Genomic DNA, 23,809 nt, shown 5'->3' on the forward strand with positions numbered 1-23,809 from the left:
CGACGGGACTGTGACCTGGATATCCGTGACGTGACCCACCGCACTGGTTAGGTTGACCCCTATGAGTCAGCCCGACGCCATGCCCCCGCCCACCGATGAACCGCTCGTCGAGCTGCGCGGCGTCAACAAGTACTTCGGTGAGCTGCACGTCCTCAAGGACATCGACCTCACCGTCCACCGCGGTGAGGTCGTCGTCGTCATCGGTCCCTCCGGCTCCGGCAAGTCGACGCTGTGCCGGACCATCAACCGGCTGGAGACGATCAGCTCGGGGCAGATCCTCGTCGACGGCACCCCGCTCCCCGAGGAGGGCAAGGCGCTGGCCCGCCTGCGTGCCGACGTCGGCATGGTGTTCCAGTCCTTCAACCTCTTCGCCCACAAGACCGTGCTCGACAACGTGACCCTGGGGCCGGTCAAGGTCAGGGGCATGAAGACCAAGGACGCCCGGGAGCTGGGCATGGGGCTGCTCGAGCGGGTGGGGGTGGCCAACCAGGCGTCCAAGCTGCCGGCCCAGCTCTCCGGCGGCCAGCAGCAGCGCGTGGCGATCGCCCGGGCGCTGGCGATGCGGCCGAAGGTCATGCTCTTCGACGAGCCGACCTCCGCCCTGGACCCGGAGATGATCAACGAGGTCCTCGACGTCATGACCTCCCTCGCCCGCGACGGCATGACGATGGTCGTCGTCACCCACGAGATGGGCTTCGCCCGGCGCGCGGGCGACCGCGTCGTCTTCATGGACGCCGGCGAGATCGTCGAGGAGAAGGACCCCGAGTCCTTCTTCACCCACGCCGAGACGGAGCGCGCCAAGGACTTCCTCGGCAAGATCCTCACCCACTGACCAGCCGACCCGACCCGCTGTGGTGGGGCAACCGAAGGAGAGAAGCATGCGGAAGACACGCAGGACGATGATCGCCCTCACGGCAGCGGGGATGCTCGCGCTGTCCGCCTGTGGTGACGACAACGGTGGTTCGGAGACCGAGCCGGTCGACCCCTCGGAGTTCCCCGAGGGCAGCACCATGGCCCGTCTCGTCGAGGAGGGCAGCATGACGATCGGGACGAAGTTCGACCAGCCCCTCTTCGGTCTCCAGGGCCCCGACGGCGTGCCGGTGGGCTTCGACGTGGAGATCGGCCAGCTGATCGCCGACTCCCTCGGTGTGGAGGCCGAGTTCGTCGAGGCCCAGTCCGCCCAGCGCGAGCAGCTCATCCAGAACGGCTCGGTCGACATCGTCGTGGCGACCTACACGATCAACGACGACCGCAAGGAGCTCATCGACTTCGCCGGACCGTACTACGTCGCCGGCCAGTCGCTCATGGTGGCGGCCGACAACACCGACATCAACGGCCCGGACGACCTCGCCGGCAAGACGGTGTGCTCGGCCGACGGCTCCACCCCGGCGCAGAACATCCGGGACAACTACCCCGACGCGCAGCTCGTCACCTACGGCGCCTACACCGATTGCCTCGACCCGCTGCTCAGCGGCCAGGTCGACGCCGTCACCACCGACAACGTCATCCTCGCCGGGTACGTCGACGAGTCGCCCGACGACTTCAAGCTCGTCGGTGACCTGTTCACCGAGGAGCCCTACGGCATCGGCCTCGCGAAGGGCGACGACGAGTTCCGCGACTTCATCAACGACGTCCTCGAGGAGGCCTACGAGGACGGGCGCTGGGCCGAGGCCTGGGAGAACACCGCGGGCGCGGTCCTCGACACGCCCGAGCCCCCGGCGGTCGACCGGTACTGAGCTGGACCTCCTCGGCGGTCCGGGGCGCCACGGGCGTCCCGGACCGCCGCCCACGTCGATCGGGAACTGAATGAACGTCGTCCTCGACAACCTGCCGGCCTTCTGGAACGGCTTCCTCACCACGCTGTACGTGGCCGTCGCCAGCGGCGCGATCTCGCTGGTGGCCGGGGTCCTCCTGGCCGCGATGCGGGTGTCCCCGCTCTCCACCCTGCGCTGGGTGTCCACCGCGTGGGTCGAGGTCATGCGCAACACCCCGCTGACGCTCCTGTTCATCTTCGTCTCGAGCGTGCTGCTGACCATGGACGTCCTCATCCCGATCGGCCGCACCCAGGCGATCGTCGCGCTGTCCGTCTACACCTCGGCCTTTGTCTGCGAGGCGGTGCGCTCGGGCATCAACAGCGTCGGCATCGGGCAGGCCGAGGCCGCTCGGGCGATCGGGCTCACCGGTGGCCAGTCCCTGCAGCTCGTCGTCCTGCCGCAGGCACTGCGCACGGTGGTGCCGCCGCTCATCAACGTGCTCATCGCCATGGTGAAGAACACCTCGATCGCCGCCGGGTTCGCCACGGCCGAGCTCGTCTCGACCGCCCGGACGGTGTCGCTCGCCAACCCCGGGAGCGCCCTGTGGGTGTTCAGCGGCATCGCGGTCTTCTACCTCCTCATCACCGTGCCTGCGGGTACCCTCGCCAACCGGATCGAGCGGAAGGTGGCGTTCGCACGATGAGTGACGTCAGCACCGTCCTGTACGACGCGCCGGGCCCTGTCACCCGGCGACGCCAGCGCATGCTCTCCGCGCTGGCCGGGCTCCTCATCCTCGCGGTGCTCGCGTGGGGCCTGTTCGCGATGTACCGCAACGACATCTTCAACGACCGTTGGCTCGTGCTCGTCGACCCGCCGCGTGGTCAGACGGTCGAGGACGTGTGGTGGAACTCGCTGCTGCGGGGCGGACTCATCGAGGGCACCCTCAAGGCCGCCGCGCTCGCCATGCCCCTGGCGGGGCTGCTCGCGCTCGTCCTCGTCATGCTGCGCACCACGCCGCGCAGGGCGCTCCGCGGCACGACCACCGGCGTCATCGAGCTCTTCCGCGGACTGCCGGTGCTCGTGCTCATGATGTTCGGGTACTTCGTCTTCGGCTTCAGCCCCTTCGCCTCCGTGGTGTTCGGGCTCGTCATCTACAACGGGGCGATCGTCGCCGAGATCCTGCGTGCCGGACTGTCCTCCCTGGCGAAGGGACAGGGCGAGGCGGGCCTGGCGATCGGGCTCTCGTGGTTCCAGAACTTCTTCATCGTCATGCTTCCGCAAGCCGTGCGGGTCATGCTGCCGAGCCTCATCGCCCAGCTGGTCGTCCTGCTCAAGGACACCTCGATCGGCTTCATCATCGCCTACCACGAGCTGCTCCGGGCGTCCCAGCTCAACTACAACTTCTTCGGCAACGAGAGCCGGCTGCCGTTCTTCGTCGCGACGCTGGCGATCTACCTCACCCTGAACTTCACGCTCACCCGGGTGGCGATCACCGTGGAGCGGCGCCTGCGCCAACGGGGGCAGAAGGTGGAGACGCCCGGCGGGCTCGCGTCCGCGGGCAACCCGCTCGCGACGGGGCAGAAGGTCTGAGGTCGACCCGGCCTGGCCCGCCGCGCGTCGGTCGGCTAGGCCGGGTCGTCGCCCAGGGAGCCGATGCCGCCCGGGTCCTCACCGTCGGCGGCGAGCGCCTCGTCGACGGCCCGCATGGCCACGCCGGGTGAGTACCCTTTGCGGGCGAGCATGCCGGCGAGCCGGCGACGGCGCTTGTCGCGGTCCAGGCCGCGGCTCGCCCGGGCCTTGCGCACGGCGAGGTCGCGGGCAGCAGCGAGCTCGTCGTCGTCGTCGATCTGCTCGAGGGCCTGCGCGGCGACCTCGGGGGTCACGCCCTTGCGGCGCAGCTCGTGCGTGAGCGCCCGCCGCGCCAGGCCACGCTCCGCGTGACGGGTGCGCACGAGCATCTCGGCGTAGGCGGCGTCGTCGACGAGGCCGACCTCCTCGAAGCGGTCGAGGAGCCGTTCGGCGATCTCGGCCGGGACGTCCTTGGCCGCGAGCTTCTCCGCGAGCTGCGCGCGGCTGCGGGGCGCGGCAGCGAGCTGACGCAGGAGGATCGCGCGCGCGACCTCCTCACCGGGGGGTTCGACGTCCTCGGCGGCAGCGCCGGTGGTCGGAGGCTCCTGCGCGGGCCTCCGACCACCGGGACGGGACGAGAGGCTCAGAAGTCGACCTTTGCCTCGTCCGCGCCGTCCTCCGGCTTGGTCCCGATGCCGAGCTTGTCGAGGATCTTCTTCTCGATCTCGACGGCCAGCTCCGGGTTGTCCTTGAGGAAGCGGCGCGAGTTCTCCTTGCCCTGCCCGAGCTGGTCACCCTCGTAGGTGAACCAGGCCCCGGACTTGCGCACGATGCCGTGCTCGACACCGAGGTCGAGGAGTCCACCCTCACGGGAGATGCCCTTGCCGTAGAGGATGTCGAACTCGGCCTGCTTGAAGGGCGGGGCCATCTTGTTCTTGACGATCTTCGCGCGGGTGCGGTTGCCGACCGGGTCCGAGCCCTCCTTGAGGGTCTCGATGCGGCGGACGTCGATGCGCACGGAGGCGTAGAACTTCAGCGCCTTGCCACCCGTGGTGGTCTCCGGGGAACCGAAGAACACACCGATCTTCTCGCGCAGCTGGTTGATGAAGATCGCCGTGGTGCCCGAGGCGGACAGCGCACCGGTGATCTTGCGCAGGGCCTGGGACATGAGACGGGCCTGCAGACCGACGTGGGAGTCACCCATCTCGCCCTCGATCTCGGCCTTGGGCACGAGCGCCGCGACGGAGTCGATGACGACGATGTCGAGCGCACCGGACCTGATGAGCATGTCCATGATCTCCAGCGCCTGCTCGCCGGTGTCCGGCTGGGAGACGAGGAGGGCGTCGGTGTCGACACCGAGCTTCTTGGCGTACTCGGGGTCGAGCGCGTGCTCGGCGTCGATGAACGCGGCGATCCCGCCGGCGCGCTGGGCGTTGGCCACGGCGTGGAGCGCGACGGTCGTCTTGCCGGAGGACTCCGGGCCGTAGATCTCGACGACGCGGCCGCGCGGCAGCCCGCCGATGCCGAGGGCGACGTCCAGGGCCACCGACCCGGTGGGGATGACGGCGACGGGCGGACGGTTCTCGTCCCCCAGCCGCATGATCGAGCCCTTGCCGAACTGGCGGTCGATCTGGCTGAGCGCGGCCTCCAGGGCCTTGCTGCGGTCTGCTACGGGAGCGGCCATGTGGGTCTCCTTGTGTCGTGGCCGGCGGTCGCGGCCGTGCGGGACGGGGCTGGTCTGTCAGGGCCCGCCCTCTCCGGACGGCTACCTGTGGGGAGGCTATGTCCGACCACTGACATCCGGGTCGCGGGCCCCAGTGGCTGTGGGGACCCGCGGCTCGTCCTTCCCTGGGGACCAGCGTAGACCGAACGGGCGTTCGACTGCTCGCGACACGCGGGACGGCTCAGCGCCGCTCGGGGTCCAGGGTGCCGCGGTGGCGCCAGCGCACCCGCTCGCCGAGATCCATCTCCTCGCACACCGCGTCCCAGACCTCCTGCGGGGCGACCCCGGCCGCGAGCGCCGCGTCCGCGGTGCGGTTGCCGAGGGGCACGAGGACGAGCTCGGCCGCGAGCGTGCGCCCGTAGGCCGAGCCGAAGGTCTCCTCCAGCGCCTGCCGGAACTCCGAGTGCTTCACGCCTCCAGCGTGCCACGCCGGCGCCGTCCCCCGCCCGCGCAGCTCGGCCGAGGAGTGGATGTCACACCTCCCCTGCACAATGTCGGAATGGTGGACGACGCGCTGGCCGGCTTCTCGGCGCCCACACGCGCCTGGTTCTCCGGCGCCTTCGCCGCGCCCACGGCTGCGCAGGCGGGCGCCTGGGAGGCGGTGCGCGCCGGGGACCACGCCCTCGTCGTCGCGCCCACCGGCTCCGGGAAGACCCTGTCGGCCTTCCTCTGGTCGGTGGACAGGCTGCTCACCGGGGCGGACCCGGCGCCCGAGCGGCGCGCGCGGGTGCTGTACGTCTCCCCGCTCAAGGCGCTGGCCGCGGACGTCGAGCGCAACCTCCGCTCCCCGCTCGTCGGCATCACGCGGGCGGCGGCCGCGGCGGGCACCCCGGTCCGCGACGTGACGGTCGGTGTCCGCACCGGTGACACCCCGCCCGCGGAGCGGCGCGCCCTGGCCACCCGGCCACCGGACATCCTCATCACCACCCCCGAGTCCCTCTACCTCGTCCTCACCTCCGCCGCCCGCGAGGGGCTGCGCGGGGTGGAGACGGTCATCCTCGACGAGGTCCACGCCGTCGCCGGCACCAAGCGCGGCGCGCACCTGGCCGTCACCCTCGAGCGGCTCGACGCCCTGCTCCCCCGCCCGGCCCAGCGGGTGGGCCTCTCGGCGACGGTCCGCCCCGTCGAGGCCGTCGCACGCTTCCTCGGCGGCACGCGCGCCCCGGAGGACGGCGGGCGGCCGGTCCGCGTCGTGCGCCCGGACATCGCCAAGGAGCTCCAGGTCGACGTCGTCGTCCCGGTGCCCGACCTCTCCGACCTGCCCGACGCCCCCGGCCGGGAGCCGGCACCCGCCGAGGAGGACCTGTCCGGCAGCGCCGCGGGCCGCCTCCCCGCCCAGCACCGCGCCTCCATCTGGCCGCACGTGGAGGAGCGGCTCGTCGACCTCATCACCTCCCACCGGTCCACCATCGTCTTCGCCAACTCCCGCCGCGGCGCCGAGCGGCTCGCGGCACGGGTCAACGAGGTCTGGGCCGAGCGCACCCGTCCCGCCGCCGACGACGCCGCGGACCGACCGCCGTCGCAGGCCGCGTCGGGATGGGCCGCGCAGGTGCCCGGCCAGTCCGGCACCGCCTCCCCCGCCGCCGACGGCGAGCTGGCCCGCGCCCACCACGGCTCGATGAGCCGCGAGGAGCGCACCCGGATCGAGTCGGCGCTGAAGTCGGGGACCCTGCCGGCCGTCATCGCCACCTCGACCCTCGAGCTGGGCATCGACATGGGGGCCGTCGACCTCGTCGTCCAGGTCGGCGCCCCGCCGTCGGTCGCCTCCGCCCTCCAGCGCATCGGCCGGGCGGGGCACCAGGTCGGGGCGCTGTCCCGCGGCGTCGTCCTGCCCACCCACCGCGGGGACCTCCTCGCCGCGTCCGTCACCTCCGTGCGTGCCCAGGAAGGCGCGATCGAGGCGCTCCAGGTCGTCGCCAACCCCCTCGACGTCCTCGCGCAGCAGATCGTCGCGATGCTCGCCGTCGAGGACTGGTCGGTGGACGAGCTCGCCGCCCTCGTCCGGCGCAGCGCCCCGTTCGAGTCGCTGGGTGACGCCTCGCTGCACGCCGTCCTCGACATGCTCTCCGGCCGCTACCCCAGCGAGGACTTCGCCGAGCTGCGTCCCCGCCTCGTGTGGGACCGCGCCGCCGGCACCCTCTCCGCCCGCCCCGGAGCGGTGCGCCTGGCGACGACGAGCGGCGGCACCATCCCCGACCGTGGTCTCTACGGCGTCTTCCTCGCCGCGACGGTGAGCGCCGACGGCGGCGACGGCATCACCTCCGCCGGGCGCGGCGGGCGCCGGGTCGGGGAGCTCGACGAGGAGATGGTCTTCGAGTCGCGGGTCGGGGACACCTTCACCCTCGGCTCGAGCACGTGGCGGATCGAGGACATCACCCCCGACCGCGTCCTCGTCTCCCCCGCCCCGGGCCAGCCCGGGCGCCTGCCCTTCTGGAAGGGGGACTCCCCCGGTCGCCCCGTCGAGCTCGGCCGGGCGCTGGGCGCCTTCGTCCGCACCACCGCGGCCCTGCCGCCGGAGCGGGCCCACGAGCGGCTCGCGGAGGAGGGCCTGGACGAGTGGGCCCGGGACAACCTCCTCGGCTACCTCCACGAGCAGCGTGAGCACGCCCACCTCAGCGACGACCGCACCATCGTGCTCGAACGCTTCCGCGACGAGCTCGGCGACTGGCGGCTGGTCATCCACTCCCCCTTCGGCTCGCGGGTCCACACCCCGTGGGCGCTCGTCCTGGCCGCCCGGCTGCGTGAGCAGCTCGGCATGGACGTCGCCGCGATGCCCGCCGACGACGGCATCGTCATGCGCCTGCCGGACGTCGGCTCGGAGGGCGGCGAGCTGCCCGTCAGCGCCGAGGACCTCCTTCTCGACCCCGACGAGCTCACCGGGCAGGTCGTCGACGCGCTCGCCGGCTCGGCGCACTTCGCCTCCCGCTTCCGCGAGGCCGCCGCCCGCGCGCTGCTGCTGCCCCGCCGCCGCCCCGACCGCCGCCAGCCGCTGTGGCAGCAGCGCCACCGCGCGGCCCAGCTGCTCGGCGTCGCCGTCGACCACCCCGACTTCCCCATCGTCCTCGAGGCCGTCCGCGAGTGCCTCCAGGACGACTTCGACACCCCCGCGCTGGCCGAGCTCATGGGACAGGTCGCCCGCCGCGAGCTGCGCGTGGTCGAGGTCGCCACCCCCACGCCCTCGCCCTTCGCCCGCAGCCTCCTCATGGGCTACGTCGGTCAGTTCCTCTACGACGGCGACGCTCCCGCGGCCGAGCGTCGCGCCGCCGCCCTCACGCTGGACCCGCGCCTCCTCGCCGAGCTCATCGGCCCCGGTGCCACCGAGCTCGCCGACCTCCTCGACGCCACCGCGCTCGCCGAGATCGAGGCCGAGGTGGGCCTGCGCCGCTACCCGGCGCGGGACGTCGAGGCGCTCGCCGACCTCGTGCGCCGCCTCGGTCCCGCGACGACGGCGGAGCTCGCCACCCGCTGCGACCCGCCCACGGCGGCCGAGGGGTGGCTCGAGGAGCTCGAGGGGTCCCGGCGCGTCATCCGGGTGACCGTGGCCGGCGGGACCCGCTGGGCGGTGCTCGAGGACGCCGGCCGCCTGCGCGACGCGCTCGGCGTCGCCCTGCCCGTCGGACTGCCCGAGGAGGTGCTCGAACCGGTCCCCGACCCGCTCGGTGACCTCGTGCGCCGCTACGCCCGCACCCACGGACCCTTCCGCGCCGACCAGGCCGCCGCTCACCTGGGCCTGGGCACGGCGGCCCTGGCGCCGGTGCTGCGGCGGCTCACCTCGACGGCGGCACTCGTCACCGGGCGGCTGCGCCCGGGCTCGGAGTCCGCCGACGAGTACTGCGACGCCGAGGTCCTGCGACGCGTCCGCAGGCGCAGCCTCGCCGTGCTCCGCAGCGAGGTCGAGGCCGTCCCCGCCGCCACCCTCGGCGCCTTCCTGCCTCGCTGGCAGCAGGTGGGCACGGCCGGCTCTGGCACCGCGGCGCTCAGCTCGGTCGTCGACCAGCTGGCCGGTGCCCGTGTGCCGGCCTCGGCGCTGGAGTCCCTCGTCCTGCCTGCCCGCGTGAGCGGGTACCGGGCGGCCCTGCTCGACGAGCTCACCACCGCCGGTGAGGTCGTGTGGTGCGGCGCCGGCGCGCTCCCGGGCGTCGACGGCTACCTCGTCCTCGCGCCCGCCGACAGCCCCGAGCTCCTTCCCCCTCCCCAGGAGGTGCCCGACGACCCCCTCCAGCGGGCGATCCTCGAGGCGCTGGCCGGCGGCGGGCAGTTCTTCCGGGACCTCCTCATCGCGTGCCGGCAGGAGGACGCCCTCGCGAGCACCGAGCGGGTGCTCGAGGCGCTGTGGGAGCTCGCGTGGGGCGGGCACGTCACCAACGACTCCCTCGGCCCGGTCCGCGCGCGCCTCTCCGGAGGCCGGCCGGCCCACCACGCGGCGCGGCGACCGCCGCGGGCCGGCGGCACCCTGTCCCGCCGTCGCTCGCTCATGGCCGCGGCCGGCACCCGGCCGGGCAACCCCCAGCCCCCCGCCGCGGCGGGCCGGTGGTCGCTGGTCCCGCGGGGCGGGGACACCGCCACCGCGGCGCTCGCGCAGGTCGCCGCCCTCCTCGAGCGGCACGGCGTCCTCACCCGCGGCGCGGCGGGACTCGAGGACCTTCCGGGCGGGTTCGGCACCGCGTACCCCGTCCTCACCCGGCTCGAGGACGCGGGCAAGGTCCGCCGCGGCTACCTCGTCGAGGGCCTGGGCGCCGCCCAGTTCGCCCTGCCCGAGTGCGTCGACCTCCTGCGTGACACCGTCCGGCGCGAGGACCTCACCCCGCTCCTCCTCGCCGCCACCGACCCGGCCAACCCCTACGGCGCCGCCCTGCCCTGGCCCGTGGCCACCACCGAGGGCGCGCGTCCACGCCGGGCGGCGGGCGCCGTCGTCGTCCTCGTCGGTGGGGAGCTGTGCCTCTACGTCGAGCGCGGTGGCAAGACCCTGCTCTCCTTCACCACCGACCCCGGCCGCCTGTCGGCGGCGGCCCAGGAGCTCGCCGCGACCGCGGCGCGAGGGACGCTCGGCCGGGTCACCCTCCAGCGGGTGGACGGCGAACCGGCGCTCGGTGCAGGAGGCCCGGCGCGCGAGGCTCTCGAGGCGGCCGGCTTCTTCGCCACCCCGCGCGGGCTGCGGCTGCGCGAGGACGGCCCCGCACGGCGGGCGGCGGAGGGAGCCACGCGTGCCCGAGGGTGACATCGTCCTGCGTGTGGCCCGCCGCATGGACGCCGCGCTTGCCGGGCAGCGGCTCGTCCGCGGCGAGCTCCGGTGGGGCCGACTGGGCGACACGGACCTCGCCGGCGCCGTCGTCCTCGGCAACCACCCCGTGGGCAAGCACCTGCTCACCCGCCTCGACGACGGCCGCACGCTCCACACCCACCTGCGCATGGACGGCAGCTGGTGGATCACCCGCGCCGGCGAGGAGCGCGGAGCGGACCGTGCCCACCGGGTCCGGGCCGTGCTCGGCACCGAGCGGTGGACCTGCATCGGCCGGCTGCTCGGGATGGTCGACCTCGTCCGCACCCGCGACGAGCACCTGGTCGTCGGCCACCTCGGGCCGGACCTGCTCGCCGACGGCGTCGACCTCGAGGAGTGCGGCGAGCGGGTCCGGGCCCAGGGTGAGCGCCCCATCGGCGCCGTCCTCCTCGACCAGACCGTCGTCGCCGGCATCGGCACGCTCTACCTCGCCGAGTCCCTGTGGGCTCATCACGTCCACCCGCTGCGGCCCGCACGGGAGGTGAGCGAGCCGGTGTGCGCCACCGCCCGCCACCTCATGCTGCGCTCGGCCGACTCCCCGCTACCCACGGCCACCGGGGAGACCGGACCGGGGCGCGACAAGCACGTCCACGGTCGGGCCGGGCGTCCGTGCCGGCGCTGCGGCACGCCGATCGCCGAGCTCCAGGTCGGGCCGCCGGGCATGGAGCGACCCGCGTTCTTCTGCCCGCGCTGCCAGCCGGCGTAGGCGCACCGCGAACCGAGACCGGTTCGTTGCCGGCGACGCTCCCCCGGGTCGTCGGCACGCTGGCATGCTGGCGGCACTGATCGGAGGCCTGAGATGAGGATGTCCCGCCCCGCGGTGCGCACGCTCGGTCGACTCCTGGGCGTGACGCTGCTCGGTCTCCTCGCGGGTGCCGGGACGGACGGGCCCCCCGTCCCGGACGACGTCGCGGCCTGGTTCGCCGAGCACGCCGCCACGACGGCCATGACCGCGGGCCTGACCGAGGAGGCCGACGGCCCGGCAGCGGTGGGCGGCGTGTTCCCGCTGCACCGGTGGAGCGAGGCCGTGCGCACCGGTGAGCCGACCGAGGTCCCCCTCGTCCCGCGGGAGGAGTGGGTGGCCGCGTACAGCCGGGACGGTGCCCCGGCGGGGACCCTCGTCGCGTGGCGGGACGCCGGTGGGGTGACCCTCGCGAGCATCGACGACCACGCGGAGCTCGCTGAGGCCCTGGCGGCCCTGTCGGCCGGGTCGCCCGTCGTCGAGGAACCCATGCTCGGTGCGTTCTTCACGATCCTGGACGAGGAGGTGACCACGCTCGTCCCGGGGTTCTACGAGGGGCCACGGACCGCGCCGCTGGTCACCTTCTCCGAGACCCTCACCGCCCAGCTCGAGGGGATGGTCGGCGGCGCCGCCGAGCCGGAGCCGGAGGGAGGCAGGTGGCTCCCTGTCGCCGGGGCCGTGGGGGCAGGCCTGGTCGGGGCGTGCGGGATCTGGCTCGCGCGACGGTGGAGGGCGACGTCCGCGGCACCGCCCACCTGAGCTCTCACCGCCGGGTCCGCGCACACGTGAGCCCCCGGACCAGCCGGGGGCTCACCTGGGACGGGAGGTCAGGCGACGACGCCGGCCAGCTCCTCGCGGAGGGAGGAGACGAGCTCCTCGGGCACGGTGTCGGGGACGTGGACGCCCTCGGCCACTGCGATCCGGTCACTGACCTTGCGCAGGACGAAGGACATCGGGATGTTGAGAGCGGCGCAGATGGAGGCGAGCAGCTCGGAGGACGCCTCCTTCTGGCCGCGTTCCACCTCGCTGAGGTAGCCGAGGGAGACACGGGCCGCGGAGGAGACCTCTCGCAGCGTCCGGCCCTGGTGCTGGCGCACCGTCCGGAGCACATCACCGATCTCGCGTCGTAGGACGATCACCGGGGCCACCTCCTGTCGCTCGCCGAAAGTCGTCTTACCGTACCCCGACGCGGGCGAGGCCGCGGGTCGGGTGGGTCGCCGTCCCACTGGGCGGCGTGTCGGTCGCACCTGGGTGCGGCCCGGAACACTGTTCGTCGTCATCGATGGTGTCAACGGTCGGTCGTCACCGTTTGTTCCCGGTCCTCCAGCAGCCCGAGCAGGAGCGCGAGCCCGGCGTCGACCGCTGCGCGTCGCACGAGCGGCCGGGTGCCGGCGATCGTGAGCCGGCGGCACCGGACGCTGCCGCGGAGGCTGGCGGCGACGTGCACCGTGCCGGCTGGGGCACCGTCGGCCGGGCCGGGGCCGGCGACCCCGGTGGTGCCGACCCCGCAGTCCGCGCCGAGGAGGCGGGCGGCTCCGAGTGCGAGCTGGCGGGCGACCTCCGCCTGGACCGGGCCGCCGTCGTCGAGGACGGCCTGCTCGACGCCGAGGAGCTGCACCTTGAGACTCGTCGCGTAGGCGACGACGCCGCCGAGCACCACCCGGGAGGCGCCGGGGACGTCGACGAGGGCGGCGCTGACCAGGCCTCCGGTGAGGGACTCCCCGGTGGCGACGGTGAGCCCCGCACCGCGGAGGCGCTCGACGACGGCCCCGGCACTCACCGGTGTCCGGAGGCCGGGGCCTGGGCGATCCGCGCGGCGCGCACGACGTAGTCGAGGCCGGTGACGACCGTGACGACGACGGCGAGGATCATGACCCACCAGGCGCACGTGAGCACGACGTCGGCCGCGGCCTGCGGGAGCAGGGACTCCCACGGGATGAGGTAGGCGGTGATGAAGACGATCTGGAGGACCGTCTTGAGCTTGCCGCCGTTGGAGGCGGCCATGACGGCGCGGCGCACCATGACGAAACGCAGCGCCGTGATGCCCAGCTCGCGGACGATGATGACGACGGGCACCCACCACGGGATCGTGCCCTCGGCCCACAGAAGCAGGAGAGCCGCGATGACGAGGGCCTTGTCGGCGATGGGGTCGGCGATCTTGCCAAAGTTCGTCACGAGGCCGCGGCTGCGGGCGATGTGACCGTCGAGCTTGTCGGTGGCCGCGGCGACGAGGAAGACGACGGTGGCCGCGATCCGCGCAGCGGTGGAGTCCCCGAGCATGAGGACGGCGAAGACCGGCACGAGCGCCACCCGCACCATCGTCAGCACGTTCGCCAGGTTCCACAGCGGGACGTGCGCGGCATTCTCGATGGGCATGAGGTCCAGGGTACGGGCCACCGTGGCGACCTACCCGCCGCAGCCCAGTACTCTCGGCGCCATGGGACGCCACGCCCTCCCCGCCCGCCCCCGGACCGTGCCCTGGGTGGTGCTGGGCGTCGTCGTGCTCGCGGCCCTCCTCGCTGCCGCGGCCCTGTGGCGACCGTGGCCGGAGCGACCGACCGCCGCCCCGTCCCCGACGCAACCGGCCGTCCCGACCGCGACGGCCTCGCCGACGCCGACGCCGACCCCCACTCCGGAGCCACGTCCCGACGCCCGCTTCACGGTCCTCGGCGGCGGCGACGTCCTGCCCCACACGACCGTCATCAACACGGCGCGGACCGGTGACGGCTACGACTTCGTCCCCATGCTCGAGGCCACCGCCGAGTACACCCGGGGGGCCGACCTCGCGCTGTGCAACGCGGAGGTTCCCATCGCCCCGTCCGGCACGGAGCCGAGCGGCTACCCGATGTTCGGCGCCCCCGAGGAGCTGGCCGCGGACCTCGTCCGCCTCGGCTGGGACGGCTGCTCGACCGGGACCAACCACAGCCTGGACCGCGGTATCGAGGGGCTGACCCACACCCTGGACGTGTTCGACGCCGCGGGTCTCGGGCACGTCGGCACCGCGCGCAGCCAGGCGGAGGCGGACAGCGCGCAGTGGTACGAGCTCGAGCGCGAGGGGCAGACCATCCGGGTGGCCCAGATCGGGGCGACCTACGGCACCAACGGCATCCCGGTACCGGCCGACAGCCCGTGGGCGGTCGAGCTCATCGACGCCGAGCGGCTCGTCCGGATGGCGGCCGAGGCCCGCGAGGCGGGCGCGGACCTCGTCGTCGCGAGCATCCACTGCTGCAGCGAGTACAGCGGTGCCGTGCACCCCGACCAGGCGAGCCTCACCGAGGCCCTCGCCGACTCCGGTGAGGTCGACCTCGTCCTCGGTCACCACGCCCACGTCCCGCAGCCGATCGAGCGGTTGCCCGGTGGGCCCGGCGGCGACGGGATGTGGGTGGCCTACGGGCTGGGGAACTTCATCTCCAACCAGGACGAGCTGTGCTGCGTGGCGCAGACCGCCACCGGCCTGCTGGCACTCGCCCACGTCCTCAAGCCCGACGGCGAGCCCGCCCGGGTGGAGTCGGTGGAGTGGACGGCGGTGACCGTCGACCGCGTCGGCGGGCAGCGTCTGCACGTCCTGTCCGACCTCGTCGCCGGGGAGCGTCCGGAGGGGCTGACCCTCACCGACGAGCAGATCACCACGCGCTACCAGCAGGTGCTCGACGTCGTCGGGGACGCCGCTCCCGAGCGCACCGAGCCGCCCGAGCCGACCGGCCCCCCGCCCCGCGTGGTCCCCCGCCCCACGGGCTGACCCCGTCGACGGCTGCATCCCGCCCCATCCCCACCGCTGACAGCCGACTTACCGCCGACAGCCGACTTACCGCCGACAGCCGAGTTGCTACCGACGACGCTTGTCCGACCAGCTGTCGGCGCGAGAGAGGGGCGGGCCGCTGGGTCAGCGGGTGGTGAGGTTCCAGGCGTCCTCGTCGGAGGGGGCGTCGTCGTCGTAGTAGTCCTCGACGACCTCCGCCTCGCCGGTGGGCAGCACCGTCGTGGCGTCGACCTCGGCGGCGACGTCGTAGGGCACATCCTCCCCCGACGGCGCGGGCATCTCCCCGCGGAGCATCGCCAGGGTGGCGGGCAGGTCGTCGGGCTGGACGAGCACGTCGCGTGCCTTGGAGCCCTCGGACGGTCCGACGATCTCCCGGGACTCGAGGAGGTCCATGAGCCGTCCCGCCTTCGCGAAGCCCACTCGCAGCTTGCGCTGGAGCATCGAGGTGGAGCCGAACTGCGAGCTGACGACGAGCTCGGCCGCCTGGAGCAGGAGGTCGAGGTCGTCACCGATGTCCTCGTCGACCTGCTTCTTCGCGGCCGCGACGACGACGTCCTCGCGGTAGCTGGGCTGCAGCTGGCTCTTGACGTGGTCGACGACGGCGTGGATCTCCGACTCGGTGACCCAGGCGCCCTGGACGCGCATCGGCTTGGGCGCGCCCATGGGCAGGAACAGGGCGTCCCCCTGGCCGATGAGCTTCTCGGCGCCCGGCTGGTCGAGGACGACGCGGGAGTCGGCGAGCGACGACGTCGCGAACGCGAGCCGGGACGGCACGTTGGCCTTGATGAGACCGGTGACGACGTCGACGCTGGGCCGCTGCGTGGCGAGCACGAGGTGGATGCCGGCGGCGCGCGCGAGCTGGGTGATGCGCTGGACCGAGGCCTCGACGTCGCGCGGGGCCACCATCATGAGGTCGGCCAGCTCGTCGACGACGACGAGGAGGTACGGGTAGGTCGAGATCGTCCGCTCGCTGCCCGGCAGCGGCTTGACCTTGCCCGCCCGCACGCCGGCGTTGAAGTCGTCGATGTGCTTGTAGCCGAAGGCGGCGAGGTCGTCGTAGCGGGCGTCCATCTCCCGCACGACCCATTCCAGCGCCTCGGCGGCCTTCTTGGGGTTCGTGATGATCGGGGTGATGAGGTGCGGGATGCCCTCGTAGATCGTCAGCTCCACGCGCTTGGGGTCGACGAGGACCATGCGCACCTCCTCCGGGGTGGCACGCATCATGATCGAGGTGATCATCGAGTTGACGAAGCTCGACTTACCGGCGCCGGTCGCACCGGCGACAAGCAGGTGGGGCATCTTGGCGAGGTTCGCGACGACGTAGCCGCCCTCGACGTCTTTGCCCACGCCCATGACCAGGGGGTGCTCGGTGCGGCGGGCGACCGACGAGCGCAGCACGTCACCCAGGGAGACGGTCTCGCGGTCGGCGTTGGGGATCTCGATGCCGATGGCGGACTTGCCCGGGATCGGCGACAGGATCCGGACGTCGGCGCTGGCGACGGCGTAGGCGATGTTCTTGCTCAGCGCCGTCACGCGCTCGACCTTCGTCCCGGACCCGAGCTCGACCTCGTAGCGGGTGACGGTCGGGCCGCGGGAGAAGCCGGTGACCTTGGCGTTGATCTCGAACTGCTCGAGGACGTTGCTCAGGGCCTCGACGACGCGGTCGTTGGCGGCCGAACGGACCTTGTGCGGAGCGCCCTTGGTGAGGACGTCGTCCGCAGGCAGCTGGTAGACGATGTCCGGGCTGAGCTCGAGCTGCTCGGCGCGGGCGGGCAACGGCTCGGTGGGCGGGGCGAGCAGCTCCTCCTCCGGCGCCTCGGGCTCCGGCTCGGGCGCGACGGCCTTCTTGCGCGCCCCACGCTTGCGGCCCGGCTCGGGCAGGACAGTCGTCTCCTCGGAGGCGGCCGCCGTCTCGGCGGCGCGTGCGTAGGCCTCGTCGGCCGCGTACTCCCCGGGCACGACCTCGGCCTCCGCCTTCGGCGCACGACGACGGCGGGGGCGCGGCGGGCGGGCGGCGGCGACCTCCTCCTCTGCCGGGGAGGCGGGCGCGGCGGCGTCCTCGGTGCGGCCCGTGAGCGCGCGCACCTTGCGCGGGATCGCCGCCACCGGCGTGGCGGTGATGATGAGGACGGAGAAGAAGGCGAGGAGGACGAGCACCGGGATGGCGACCCACTCGCTGAGCAGCACGGTGAGCGGGGTGCCGACGAGCCAGCCGACCACGCCGCCGGCGTCCTGCACGGCCGGAAAGTCGTGGGTGGCGCTCGGGACACCCTTGGCGACGTGGATGATGCCGGTGACGGCGACGACGGCGATCGCGACCCCGATGGTCACGCGGCCGTTGTCCTGCCCCCGCTCGGGGTGGCGCATGAGGCGCACGGCGAGGACGACGAGCGGGACGGGGAGCAGGACGGCGAGGACGCCAACGCTCCCGGCGGTGACGGCGTGGACGACGGTCCCAGCCGCGCCGGAGAGGCCGAACCACTCACGCGCGGCGACGATGATCGCGAGCGCGAGGAGCAGCAGGGCCACCCCGTCCTTGCGGAGTGCCGGGTCCAGCCCGCGGGCACCACTTCCCATACGACGCAGCGTCCCTCCGATAACGTGGGCGATCCCCAACCACAGCCCGCGCACCGCCCGGACCGGCCACGGGGGCCGTGACGGGCTGGGGGCGCGGCTCGACCGTCCACCGGAGCGCGCGGCCGAGCTCGCGCTCGGCCTGGCGGGCCGGGCGGACCGTGCGGGGGAAGTCGTACGGGTCGCCATGTGTGTCCTCCAAGCGGTGCGTCGCGGACGCACCTGCGGGTCCACTGAACCACACCCCGCCCACCGATCGCCCGGTGGACACGCGAGAGCGGCCCCTTTGTGGCCCGGCCGAGCTCTACGCCTCGACGACGACCGGGATGATCATCGGCCGTCGGCGCAGCCGGCTGGACGCCCAGCGACCCACCACGCGCCGCATCACCTGCTGCAGCTGGCGGGTGTCCGTCGCCCCGCCGCGTGCCGCGCTGGTGAGCTCCTCGGCGAGCTTGGGCAGGATCCCGTCGAAGACCGACTCGTCCTCGGCCATGCCGCGTGCCTGGATGTGCGGGCCGGCGACGACGGCGCCGGTCGCGGAGTCCACGGCGGCGAAGATCGAGATGAAGCCCTCCTCGCCGAGGATGCGGCGGTCCTTGAGCTCGGCCTCGGTGATCTCCCCGACGCTCGAGCCGTCGACGTAGACGTAGCGGCTCGGGACGGCCCCGACGATGCGGGCCCTGCCGTCGACGAGATCGACGACGACGCCGTCCTCGGCGAGCACGACCCGCTCCGCGGGCACCCCGGTCTTGACGGCGAGCGCCCCGTTGGCGACGAGGTGGCGGATCTCGCCGTGCACCGGCATGACGTTGCGCGGCTTGACGATGTTGTAGCAGTAGAGGAGCTCCCCGGCGCTGGCGTGGCCGGAGACGTGCACGCGAGCGTTCGCCTGGTGGACGACCTTCGCACCGAGCCGCGTGAGCCCGTTGATGACCCGGTAGACCGAGTTCTCGTTGCCCGGGATGAGGGAGGACGCGAAGATCACCGTGTCCCCCGGCCCCACTGCGACGCGGTGGTCACGGTTCGCGATGCGGCTCAGCGCCGCCATCGGCTCGCCCTGGGAGCCCGTCGCCATGAGGACGAGCTCGTCGTCGCGCAGGTCGTCGACCTGCTTGATGTCGACGACGGTGTCCTCCGGGACGTGGAGGTAGCCCAGGTCTGAGGCGATCTTCATGTTCCGCACCATCGAGCGGCCGACGAACGCGACCTTCCGGCGGTGGGCGTAGGCGGCGTCGAGCACCTGCTGCACCCGGTGCACGTGCGAGGCGAAGGAGGCGACGACGATCTTCTGGGTAGCGTCGGCGAACACGGAGTCGAGGACGGGGCCGATCTCGGCCTCGGCCGTGGTGAAGCCGGGGACCTCGGCGTTGGTCGAGTCGGTCATGAACAGGTCCACGCCCTCCTCGCCGAGACGGGCGAAGGCGCGCAGGTCGGTGATCCGGCCGTCGAGCGGCAGCTGGTCCATCTTGAAGTCGCCGGTGTGGAGCACGTTGCCCGCGCCGGTGCGCACCATGACCGCCAGCGCGTCCGGGATGGAGTGGTTGACGGCGACGAACTCGGTGTCGAAGGGCCCGAAGCGCTCGACCTGCCCCTCCTTCACCGCGCGGGTGCGGGGGGTGATGCGGTGCTCCTTGAGCTTGGCCTCGATGAACGCGAGGGTGAGCTGGGAGCCGATGAGCGGGATGTCCTGGCGCAGGCGCAGGAGGTAGGGCACCGCCCCGATGTGGTCCTCGTGACCGTGCGTGAGGACGATCGCCTCGACGTCGCCCATGCGGTCGGCGATGTAGTCGAAGTCCGGGAGGATGAGGTCGACGCCGGGCTGGTGGTCCTCGGGGAAGAGCACACCGCAGTCGATGATGAGCAGGCGGCCCTCGTACTCGAGGACGGCCATGTTGCGGCCGACCTCACCCAGGCCTCCGAGGGCGACGACGCGCAGCGCACCTGGGGCAAGGGGCCCGGGCGGCGCGAGGTCGGGGTGGGTGTGGCTCACAGAAGTCCTTCCTGGCGCAGCACCGTCTCCAGTGCCGCGATCTCGTTCTCCGCGGCGCGCACGAGCGGCAGCCGCACGGCCGGGCTGGGCAGCCGGCCCTGGAGGTGAAGTGCCTCCTTGACCATGACGGCGCCCTGGCCACCTCCCATGATGGCATTGACCAGGCCGCGTGTGCGGTTGGCGACGGCGCGGGCGGCGACGAGGTCGCCGTCGTCGACCTCGGCGACCATCTCGGCGTAGGCGCCGGCCGCGAGGTGCCCGACGACGCTGACGACGCCGGAGGCGCCGTGCGCGAGCCAGGCGAAGTTGAGGCCGTCGTCGCCGGAGTAGTACTCCAGGCCGGTGCGGGCCATGCGCTCGAAACCGTGGGGCACGTCACCGGTCGCGTCCTTCACCGCGAGGATCAGCGGGTGCTCGGCGAGGCGGTCGAGGATCTCGTCGCCGATCGCCACCCCGGTCCGCCCGGGGATGTCGTAGAGCATGACCGGCAGGCCGGTCGCGTCGGCGATGGTGCGGATGTGGGTGTGGACACCCTCCTGGGAGGGCCGGTTGTAGTACGGGGAGACGACGAGCAGCCCGTGGGCGCCGGTGCGCTCGGCGCTCTTGGCGATGCGCACGGCGTGGGCGGTGTCGTTCGACCCGGCGCCGGCGATGACCATGGCGCGGTCCCCGACCGCCTCGACGACGCCGCGCACGAGGGCGTCCTTCTCGGGCTGGTGGGTGGTCGAGGACTCCCCGGTGGTGCCGTTGACGACGAGGCTGTCGCAGCCGGCGTCGACGAGGTCGACGGCCAGCTGCTGCGCGGTGGGCACGTCGACCGTGCCGTCGGCGTGGAAGGGGGTCACCATGGCGACCGACACCGAGCCGAAGGTGCGCGAGGGTGCGGCGGCGTTCATGGGGACGACGGTACCGTCCGCCCGGGCGAGGGACCGCAGCGGTCCGCACCGTGACCGCCCGGCGCCGGTAGCCTGCGGGGGTGAGGATGGACAGCACGCCGCACGACGCGGACGACCTGCTCGGCGCCCTGGCGGCCGGCGCCCTGCCCGACGACGACCCCCACGCGGGTCACGACCACGGCCCGACGGCGGACCTGTCCGTCCGCCCGGCCGTCCCCGAGGACGCCGCGCTCGTCACCGCGCTGCAGCTGGCGGCGTGGCGCGCCCGCGGGATCATCACCGAGGAGGAGCTCGGCGTGGTCGACACCTCCGCCGTGACCGCGCAGTGGCAGGCGGCCGTCACCACCCCGCCGAGCCAGCGCCACCGAGTCCTCGCGGCCTGCGCGGGGGCGGAGGTGGTCGGCTTCCTCGCCTTCGCCCCGGCGGACGGCGTGGACCTGCCCGAGGCCGCGGGGGACGTCCCGGTGGAGGTGCTGGCGCTGGAGGTGGAGGCCTCCCACACGCGCGAGGGGCACGGCTCCCGGCTGCTCGCGGCGTGCGTCGACCTCGCCGGGGAGACCGGCGCGACCTCGCTCGTCATGTGGGCCGGCCAGGAGGACGACGCCCGCACCCGCTTCCTCTCCTCGGCCGGTTTCGCGCCGGCCGGCCCGCGCCGGGTCCTCACGACCGGTGCGGGCGACGTCGTCGAGAGCTGCTGGTTCGCCCAGATCTGAGCCCGGAGCCACACTCGGTCCATGACCGAGAAGATCCTCCTCGACTGCGACCCGGGCCACGACGACGCGCTGGCGATCCTCCTCGCCGCCGGCGACCCGCGCTGCGAGCTGCTGGCCGTGACGACCGTCGCCGGCAACCAGACCATCGACAAGGTCACCCGCAACGCCCGTGCGGTGTGCACGGTCGTCGGGGTCGACGTGCCGGTCGCGCGCGGCGCCGCGGGACCGCTCGCTCGGGAGGCCATCGTCGCGCCCGACTACCACGGGGACAGCGGCCTGGACGGCCCGGTGCTGCCCGCCCCGACCGTCGGCCTGGACGAGCGTCGGGCCGCCGAGCTCATCGTCGAGACGGTCCTCTCCCACGAGCCGGGCACGGTGACGATCGTCCCCACCGGCCCGCTGACGAACATCGCCCTGGCGCTCGCCCTCGAGCCGCGCCTCGCGGACCGCGTCAAGCGGGTGGTGCTCATGGGCGGCAGCTACACCCGGGGCAACCGCACCCCGGCCGCCGAGTTCAACATCCTCGCCGACCCGGAAGCGGCCGGTGCCGTGTTCGCCGCGGCGTGGCCGGTGACCATGGTGGGGCTGGACCTCACCCACCAGGCCCTCGCCGACGACGCGTTCCGCGGCCGGGTCCGGGCGCTGAGCACCCCCCTGGCCGCGTTCGTCGACGAGCTGCTCGAGTTCTTCGCCGACGCCTACGCGCGGCGCGGCTTCCCCGCGCCGGCGGTGCACGACCTGTGCGCGGTGGCCGCCGCCCTCGACCCCGGTGTCATGACCTACCGGGACGCCTTCGTCACGGTGGAGACGGCGGGGCGGTGGACCACCGGCATGACGGTCACCGACTTCGACGGTGACCTCGGCCGGCCGCTCGCGACCTCGGTGGCCGTGGAGCTGGACCGTGAGCGACTCTGGGACATGACGGTCGCGGCGATCGCCGCCCTCGGGAGCCGGTCCTCCGGGTGACCGGTCAGGCCGCGGAGGGCAGCTGAAGGAGCTCGAGGATCGGGCGGGTGGCGTCCGGGTCGAGCCGGCTCGCCCGGTCCCGGACGGACCGTAGCGGGGTGGCCGGGAGCACGGGCTCCTCGCGCAGCTCGGCCAGCAGGTCGCGGACCTCCGCGGCCGAGCAGCGAGCGGCCGGGTCCTTGTCGAGCATCCTCGCCACGAGGTCGTCCAGCCGCGCGGGCACGTCGGGCAGGAGCTCGCGCAGACGCGGGGCCGAGGCCCGCACGTGGTGCTGGAGCACTTCCGTCGGCGAGTCGGCGGTGAACGGTGGCCGGCCGGTGAGCGTCGCCGTGAGGAGGCAGCCCAGGGCGTACACGTCGCTCGCCGGGGTCGCCGGCGCCGACGCCACCTGCTCGGGAGCCATGTAGGGAGCCGTCCCGAACGTCACGGGGCCGGCGTCGTCCTGCGAGGCGGCAGCGACGCCGAAGTCGACGAGCACGACGGTGTCGTCGGTGAGGACGACGTTCGCGGGCTTGACGTCGGCGTGGACCACGCCGGCACCGTGGACGGCGGCCAGCGCGTCGGCGACGCCGTGGCCGATGCGCATCGCCTCCGTCGGCGGTACGGGCCCGTCGTCCAGGACGGCCGCGAGGTCCGGTCCGTCGACGAGCTCCATGACGAGGTAGGCGGTGACGCCGTCGTGACCCACGTCGTGGACGTCGACGACTCCGGGGTGGTCGACCGCAGCGGCGAGCGCCGCCTCGCGGCGCAGCGCACCGCCCTCCCCCGGCAGCGCGGTCTTGACCGCGACCTCACGGCCGGACCAGACGTCGCGGGCCGCCCACACCCGTCCCATCCCGCCACGCCCGACGACGCGCCGCAGCTCATACCTGTCCGCGAGTCGAGTCACGCCCGCCATTGTGGTGCGTGGTGCGCCCCGTCGCCTCTTGGCAGCCCCGGCCGTCGCGGGGGCTCAGCGGAGGTCGAGGACGTGCTCCAGCCCGACGGTCAGCCCCGGGCGGGCGCCCACCTCGCGCACGGCGAGAAGGACGCCGGGCATGAAGCTCTCGCGGTCGAAGGAGTCGGTACGGATCGTCAGCTGCTCCCCCGGGTTGCCGAGGACGACCTCCTCGTGGGCGACGAGCCCGCGGAGACGGACGGCGTGGACGTGGACGCCGTCGACGACGGCACCTCGGGCACCGTCGAGCTGGCTCTCCGTGGCGTCGGGCATCGCACCCAGGCCGGCGTCGCGGCGCGCGGCGGCGATGCCGCGGGCGGTCGCCAGCGCCGTCCCCGACGGGGCGTCGACCTTGTTCGGGTGGTGGAGCTCGACGACCTCCGCCGACTCGAAGTAACGGGCCGCGGTCGCGGCGAACTGCATGGCGAGCACGGCCGACAGCGCGAAGTTCGGCGCGACGAGGACGCCGAGCCCGTCGGTGCGTGCGACGTGCTCCTCCACGCGGGCGAGCGCCGCGTCGTCCCAGCCCGTCGTGCCGACGACGGCGTGCACCCCGGCGTCGAGGAGCGCGTGGACGTTCGCCTCGGTGACGGAGGGGACGGTGAAGTCGACCGCGACGTCCGCCCGCCCGGCCAGCGAGGCGACGTCGTCGTCCCGCTCGAGACGGGCGACGAGCCGGAGGTCCGGGGCGTCCTCGACGGCGCGGCACACGGTGGCGCCCATCCGCCCGTCGGCACCCAGCACGGCCACCCTGATGGAATCACTCATGCCCGCGAGCATAAGCCGGGTCCTCCGCGGGCGGCCGGGCGGTCCCGGTAGCCGGAGCCGGTCGAGCCCCGCCCCGTCGCCGCCAGCCGACTTCTCGCCCACAGCCGAGTTGTCGCCGACAGCCGACTTCTCACCCACA

Annotated in this window: 21 protein-coding genes and 1 pseudogene; 10 read left to right on the top strand and 12 right to left on the bottom strand. The window is 73.6% G+C overall.

Annotation, left to right across the window (positions count from 1 at the left end):
* The first annotated feature begins 61 nt into the window (after positions 1–61).
* The 4 genes from GD632_RS11175 to GD632_RS11190 all read left to right on the top strand — a co-directional run bounded on the left by GD632_RS11175 (position 62) and on the right by GD632_RS11190 (position 3,344).
* A complete protein-coding gene (locus tag GD632_RS11175; protein ID WP_319633117.1) occupies positions 62–832 on the top strand; it encodes an amino acid ABC transporter ATP-binding protein in 771 nt (256 codons plus the stop codon).
* Between the two features lie 46 nt (positions 833–878).
* Complete coding sequence (locus GD632_RS11180; RefSeq protein ID WP_152192121.1) at positions 879–1,736, top strand: glutamate ABC transporter substrate-binding protein; 858 nt, start codon at positions 879–881, stop codon at positions 1,734–1,736.
* A gap of 70 nt (positions 1,737–1,806) precedes the next feature.
* Positions 1,807–2,457, top strand: a complete 651-nt coding sequence (locus GD632_RS11185) for an amino acid ABC transporter permease (protein ID WP_152192123.1) — start codon at positions 1,807–1,809, stop codon at positions 2,455–2,457.
* Positions 2,454–3,344 carry an amino acid ABC transporter permease gene (locus GD632_RS11190; protein WP_152192125.1) on the top strand — a complete coding sequence of 297 codons (891 nt, stop codon included), beginning with the start codon at positions 2,454–2,456 and terminating at the stop codon, positions 3,342–3,344. Before GD632_RS11185 ends, GD632_RS11190 begins: the two co-directional genes overlap by 4 nt.
* Positions 3,345–3,379: 35 nt before the next feature.
* On the opposite strand, the gene GD632_RS16525 is transcribed toward GD632_RS11190, so the two are convergent.
* The 4 genes and pseudogenes from GD632_RS16525 to GD632_RS11205 form a co-directional block, all read right to left on the bottom strand.
* Positions 3,380–3,706: a regulatory protein RecX gene (locus tag GD632_RS16525; RefSeq protein ID WP_452176654.1), complete on the bottom strand. Its 327-nt coding sequence runs from the start codon at positions 3,704–3,706 to the stop codon at positions 3,380–3,382.
* A gap of 102 nt (positions 3,707–3,808) precedes the next feature.
* Positions 3,809–3,970, bottom strand: a pseudogene (locus tag GD632_RS16530) (recombination regulator RecX); the annotation flags it as partial.
* Positions 3,967–5,007 (bottom strand): recombinase RecA, encoded by a 1,041-nt coding sequence (gene recA / locus GD632_RS11200; RefSeq protein WP_152192130.1) that lies wholly within the window; start codon positions 5,005–5,007, stop codon positions 3,967–3,969. The pseudogene GD632_RS16530 and the gene recA, both read right to left, overlap by 4 nt.
* Before the next feature lie 220 nt (positions 5,008–5,227).
* The gene (locus GD632_RS11205; RefSeq protein ID WP_152192133.1) at positions 5,228–5,458 is read right to left on the bottom strand and encodes a DUF3046 domain-containing protein; all 231 of its coding nucleotides are present in this window, start codon (positions 5,456–5,458) and stop codon (positions 5,228–5,230) included.
* An 87-nt stretch (positions 5,459–5,545) separates the two neighbouring features.
* On the opposite strand from GD632_RS11205, the gene GD632_RS11210 reads away from it, so the two are divergent.
* The 3 genes from GD632_RS11210 to GD632_RS11220 all read left to right on the top strand — a co-directional run bounded on the left by GD632_RS11210 (position 5,546) and on the right by GD632_RS11220 (position 11,825).
* Positions 5,546–10,264: a DEAD/DEAH box helicase gene (locus GD632_RS11210; RefSeq protein WP_152192135.1), complete on the top strand. Its 4,719-nt coding sequence runs from the start codon at positions 5,546–5,548 to the stop codon at positions 10,262–10,264.
* Positions 10,251–11,030: an Fpg/Nei family DNA glycosylase gene (locus GD632_RS11215; RefSeq protein WP_152192137.1), complete on the top strand. Its 780-nt coding sequence runs from the start codon at positions 10,251–10,253 to the stop codon at positions 11,028–11,030. Before GD632_RS11210 ends, GD632_RS11215 begins: the two co-directional genes overlap by 14 nt.
* A 93-nt stretch (positions 11,031–11,123) precedes the next feature.
* Entirely contained in the window at positions 11,124–11,825 is a 702-nt protein-coding gene (locus GD632_RS11220) for a hypothetical protein (protein WP_152192140.1), read from the top strand.
* Positions 11,826–11,893: 68 nt separating this feature from the next.
* Here GD632_RS11220 and GD632_RS11225 read toward each other — a convergent pair whose 3' ends face one another.
* The 3 genes from GD632_RS11225 to pgsA form a co-directional block, all read right to left on the bottom strand.
* Positions 11,894–12,205, bottom strand: a complete 312-nt coding sequence (locus tag GD632_RS11225) for a helix-turn-helix domain-containing protein (protein WP_226924811.1) — start codon at positions 12,203–12,205, stop codon at positions 11,894–11,896.
* Between the two features lie 149 nt (positions 12,206–12,354).
* A complete protein-coding gene (locus GD632_RS11230; protein WP_152192145.1) occupies positions 12,355–12,846 on the bottom strand; it encodes a CinA family protein in 492 nt (163 codons plus the stop codon).
* A complete protein-coding gene (gene pgsA, locus GD632_RS11235; RefSeq protein WP_152192147.1) occupies positions 12,843–13,442 on the bottom strand; it encodes a CDP-diacylglycerol--glycerol-3-phosphate 3-phosphatidyltransferase in 600 nt (199 codons plus the stop codon). Before pgsA ends, GD632_RS11230 begins: the two co-directional genes overlap by 4 nt.
* A gap of 61 nt (positions 13,443–13,503) precedes the next feature.
* On the opposite strand from pgsA, the gene GD632_RS11240 reads away from it, so the two are divergent.
* The gene (locus tag GD632_RS11240) at positions 13,504–14,805 is read left to right on the top strand and encodes a CapA family protein (RefSeq protein ID WP_152192149.1); all 1,302 of its coding nucleotides are present in this window, start codon (positions 13,504–13,506) and stop codon (positions 14,803–14,805) included.
* A gap of 144 nt (positions 14,806–14,949) precedes the next feature.
* On the opposite strand, the gene GD632_RS11245 is transcribed toward GD632_RS11240, so the two are convergent.
* The 3 genes from GD632_RS11245 to dapA form a co-directional block, all read right to left on the bottom strand.
* On the bottom strand, positions 14,950–17,589 hold the full coding sequence (locus GD632_RS11245) for a DNA translocase FtsK (RefSeq protein ID WP_152192151.1): 2,640 nt from the start codon (positions 17,587–17,589) through the stop codon (positions 14,950–14,952).
* Between the two features lie 115 nt (positions 17,590–17,704).
* Positions 17,705–19,390 carry a ribonuclease J gene (locus tag GD632_RS11250; RefSeq protein WP_152192154.1) on the bottom strand — a complete coding sequence of 562 codons (1,686 nt, stop codon included), beginning with the start codon at positions 19,388–19,390 and terminating at the stop codon, positions 17,705–17,707.
* Complete coding sequence (dapA, locus tag GD632_RS11255) at positions 19,387–20,286, bottom strand: 4-hydroxy-tetrahydrodipicolinate synthase (RefSeq protein WP_152192156.1); 900 nt, start codon at positions 20,284–20,286, stop codon at positions 19,387–19,389. Before dapA ends, GD632_RS11250 begins: the two co-directional genes overlap by 4 nt.
* Before the next feature lie 86 nt (positions 20,287–20,372).
* On the opposite strand from dapA, the gene GD632_RS11260 reads away from it, so the two are divergent.
* Together GD632_RS11260 and GD632_RS11265 are read left to right on the top strand one after the other, a co-directional pair.
* Complete coding sequence (locus tag GD632_RS11260; RefSeq protein ID WP_152192206.1) at positions 20,373–20,999, top strand: GNAT family N-acetyltransferase; 627 nt, start codon at positions 20,373–20,375, stop codon at positions 20,997–20,999.
* A gap of 21 nt (positions 21,000–21,020) precedes the next feature.
* Entirely contained in the window at positions 21,021–21,965 is a 945-nt protein-coding gene (locus GD632_RS11265; protein ID WP_152192158.1) for a nucleoside hydrolase, read from the top strand.
* A gap of 4 nt (positions 21,966–21,969) precedes the next feature.
* On the opposite strand, the gene GD632_RS11270 is transcribed toward GD632_RS11265, so the two are convergent.
* Together GD632_RS11270 and dapB are read right to left on the bottom strand one after the other, a co-directional pair.
* Positions 21,970–22,854 carry a serine/threonine-protein kinase gene (locus GD632_RS11270; RefSeq protein ID WP_193311449.1) on the bottom strand — a complete coding sequence of 295 codons (885 nt, stop codon included), beginning with the start codon at positions 22,852–22,854 and terminating at the stop codon, positions 21,970–21,972.
* A gap of 63 nt (positions 22,855–22,917) precedes the next feature.
* Positions 22,918–23,670: a 4-hydroxy-tetrahydrodipicolinate reductase gene (dapB, locus tag GD632_RS11275; RefSeq protein WP_152192163.1), complete on the bottom strand. Its 753-nt coding sequence runs from the start codon at positions 23,668–23,670 to the stop codon at positions 22,918–22,920.
* Positions 23,671–23,809: the final 139 nt, after the last annotated feature.

Origin of the sequence: Georgenia satyanarayanai, from assembly GCF_009193135.1 — a bacterium.
Taxonomy (GTDB): domain Bacteria; phylum Actinomycetota; class Actinomycetes; order Actinomycetales; family Actinomycetaceae; genus Oceanitalea; species Oceanitalea satyanarayanai.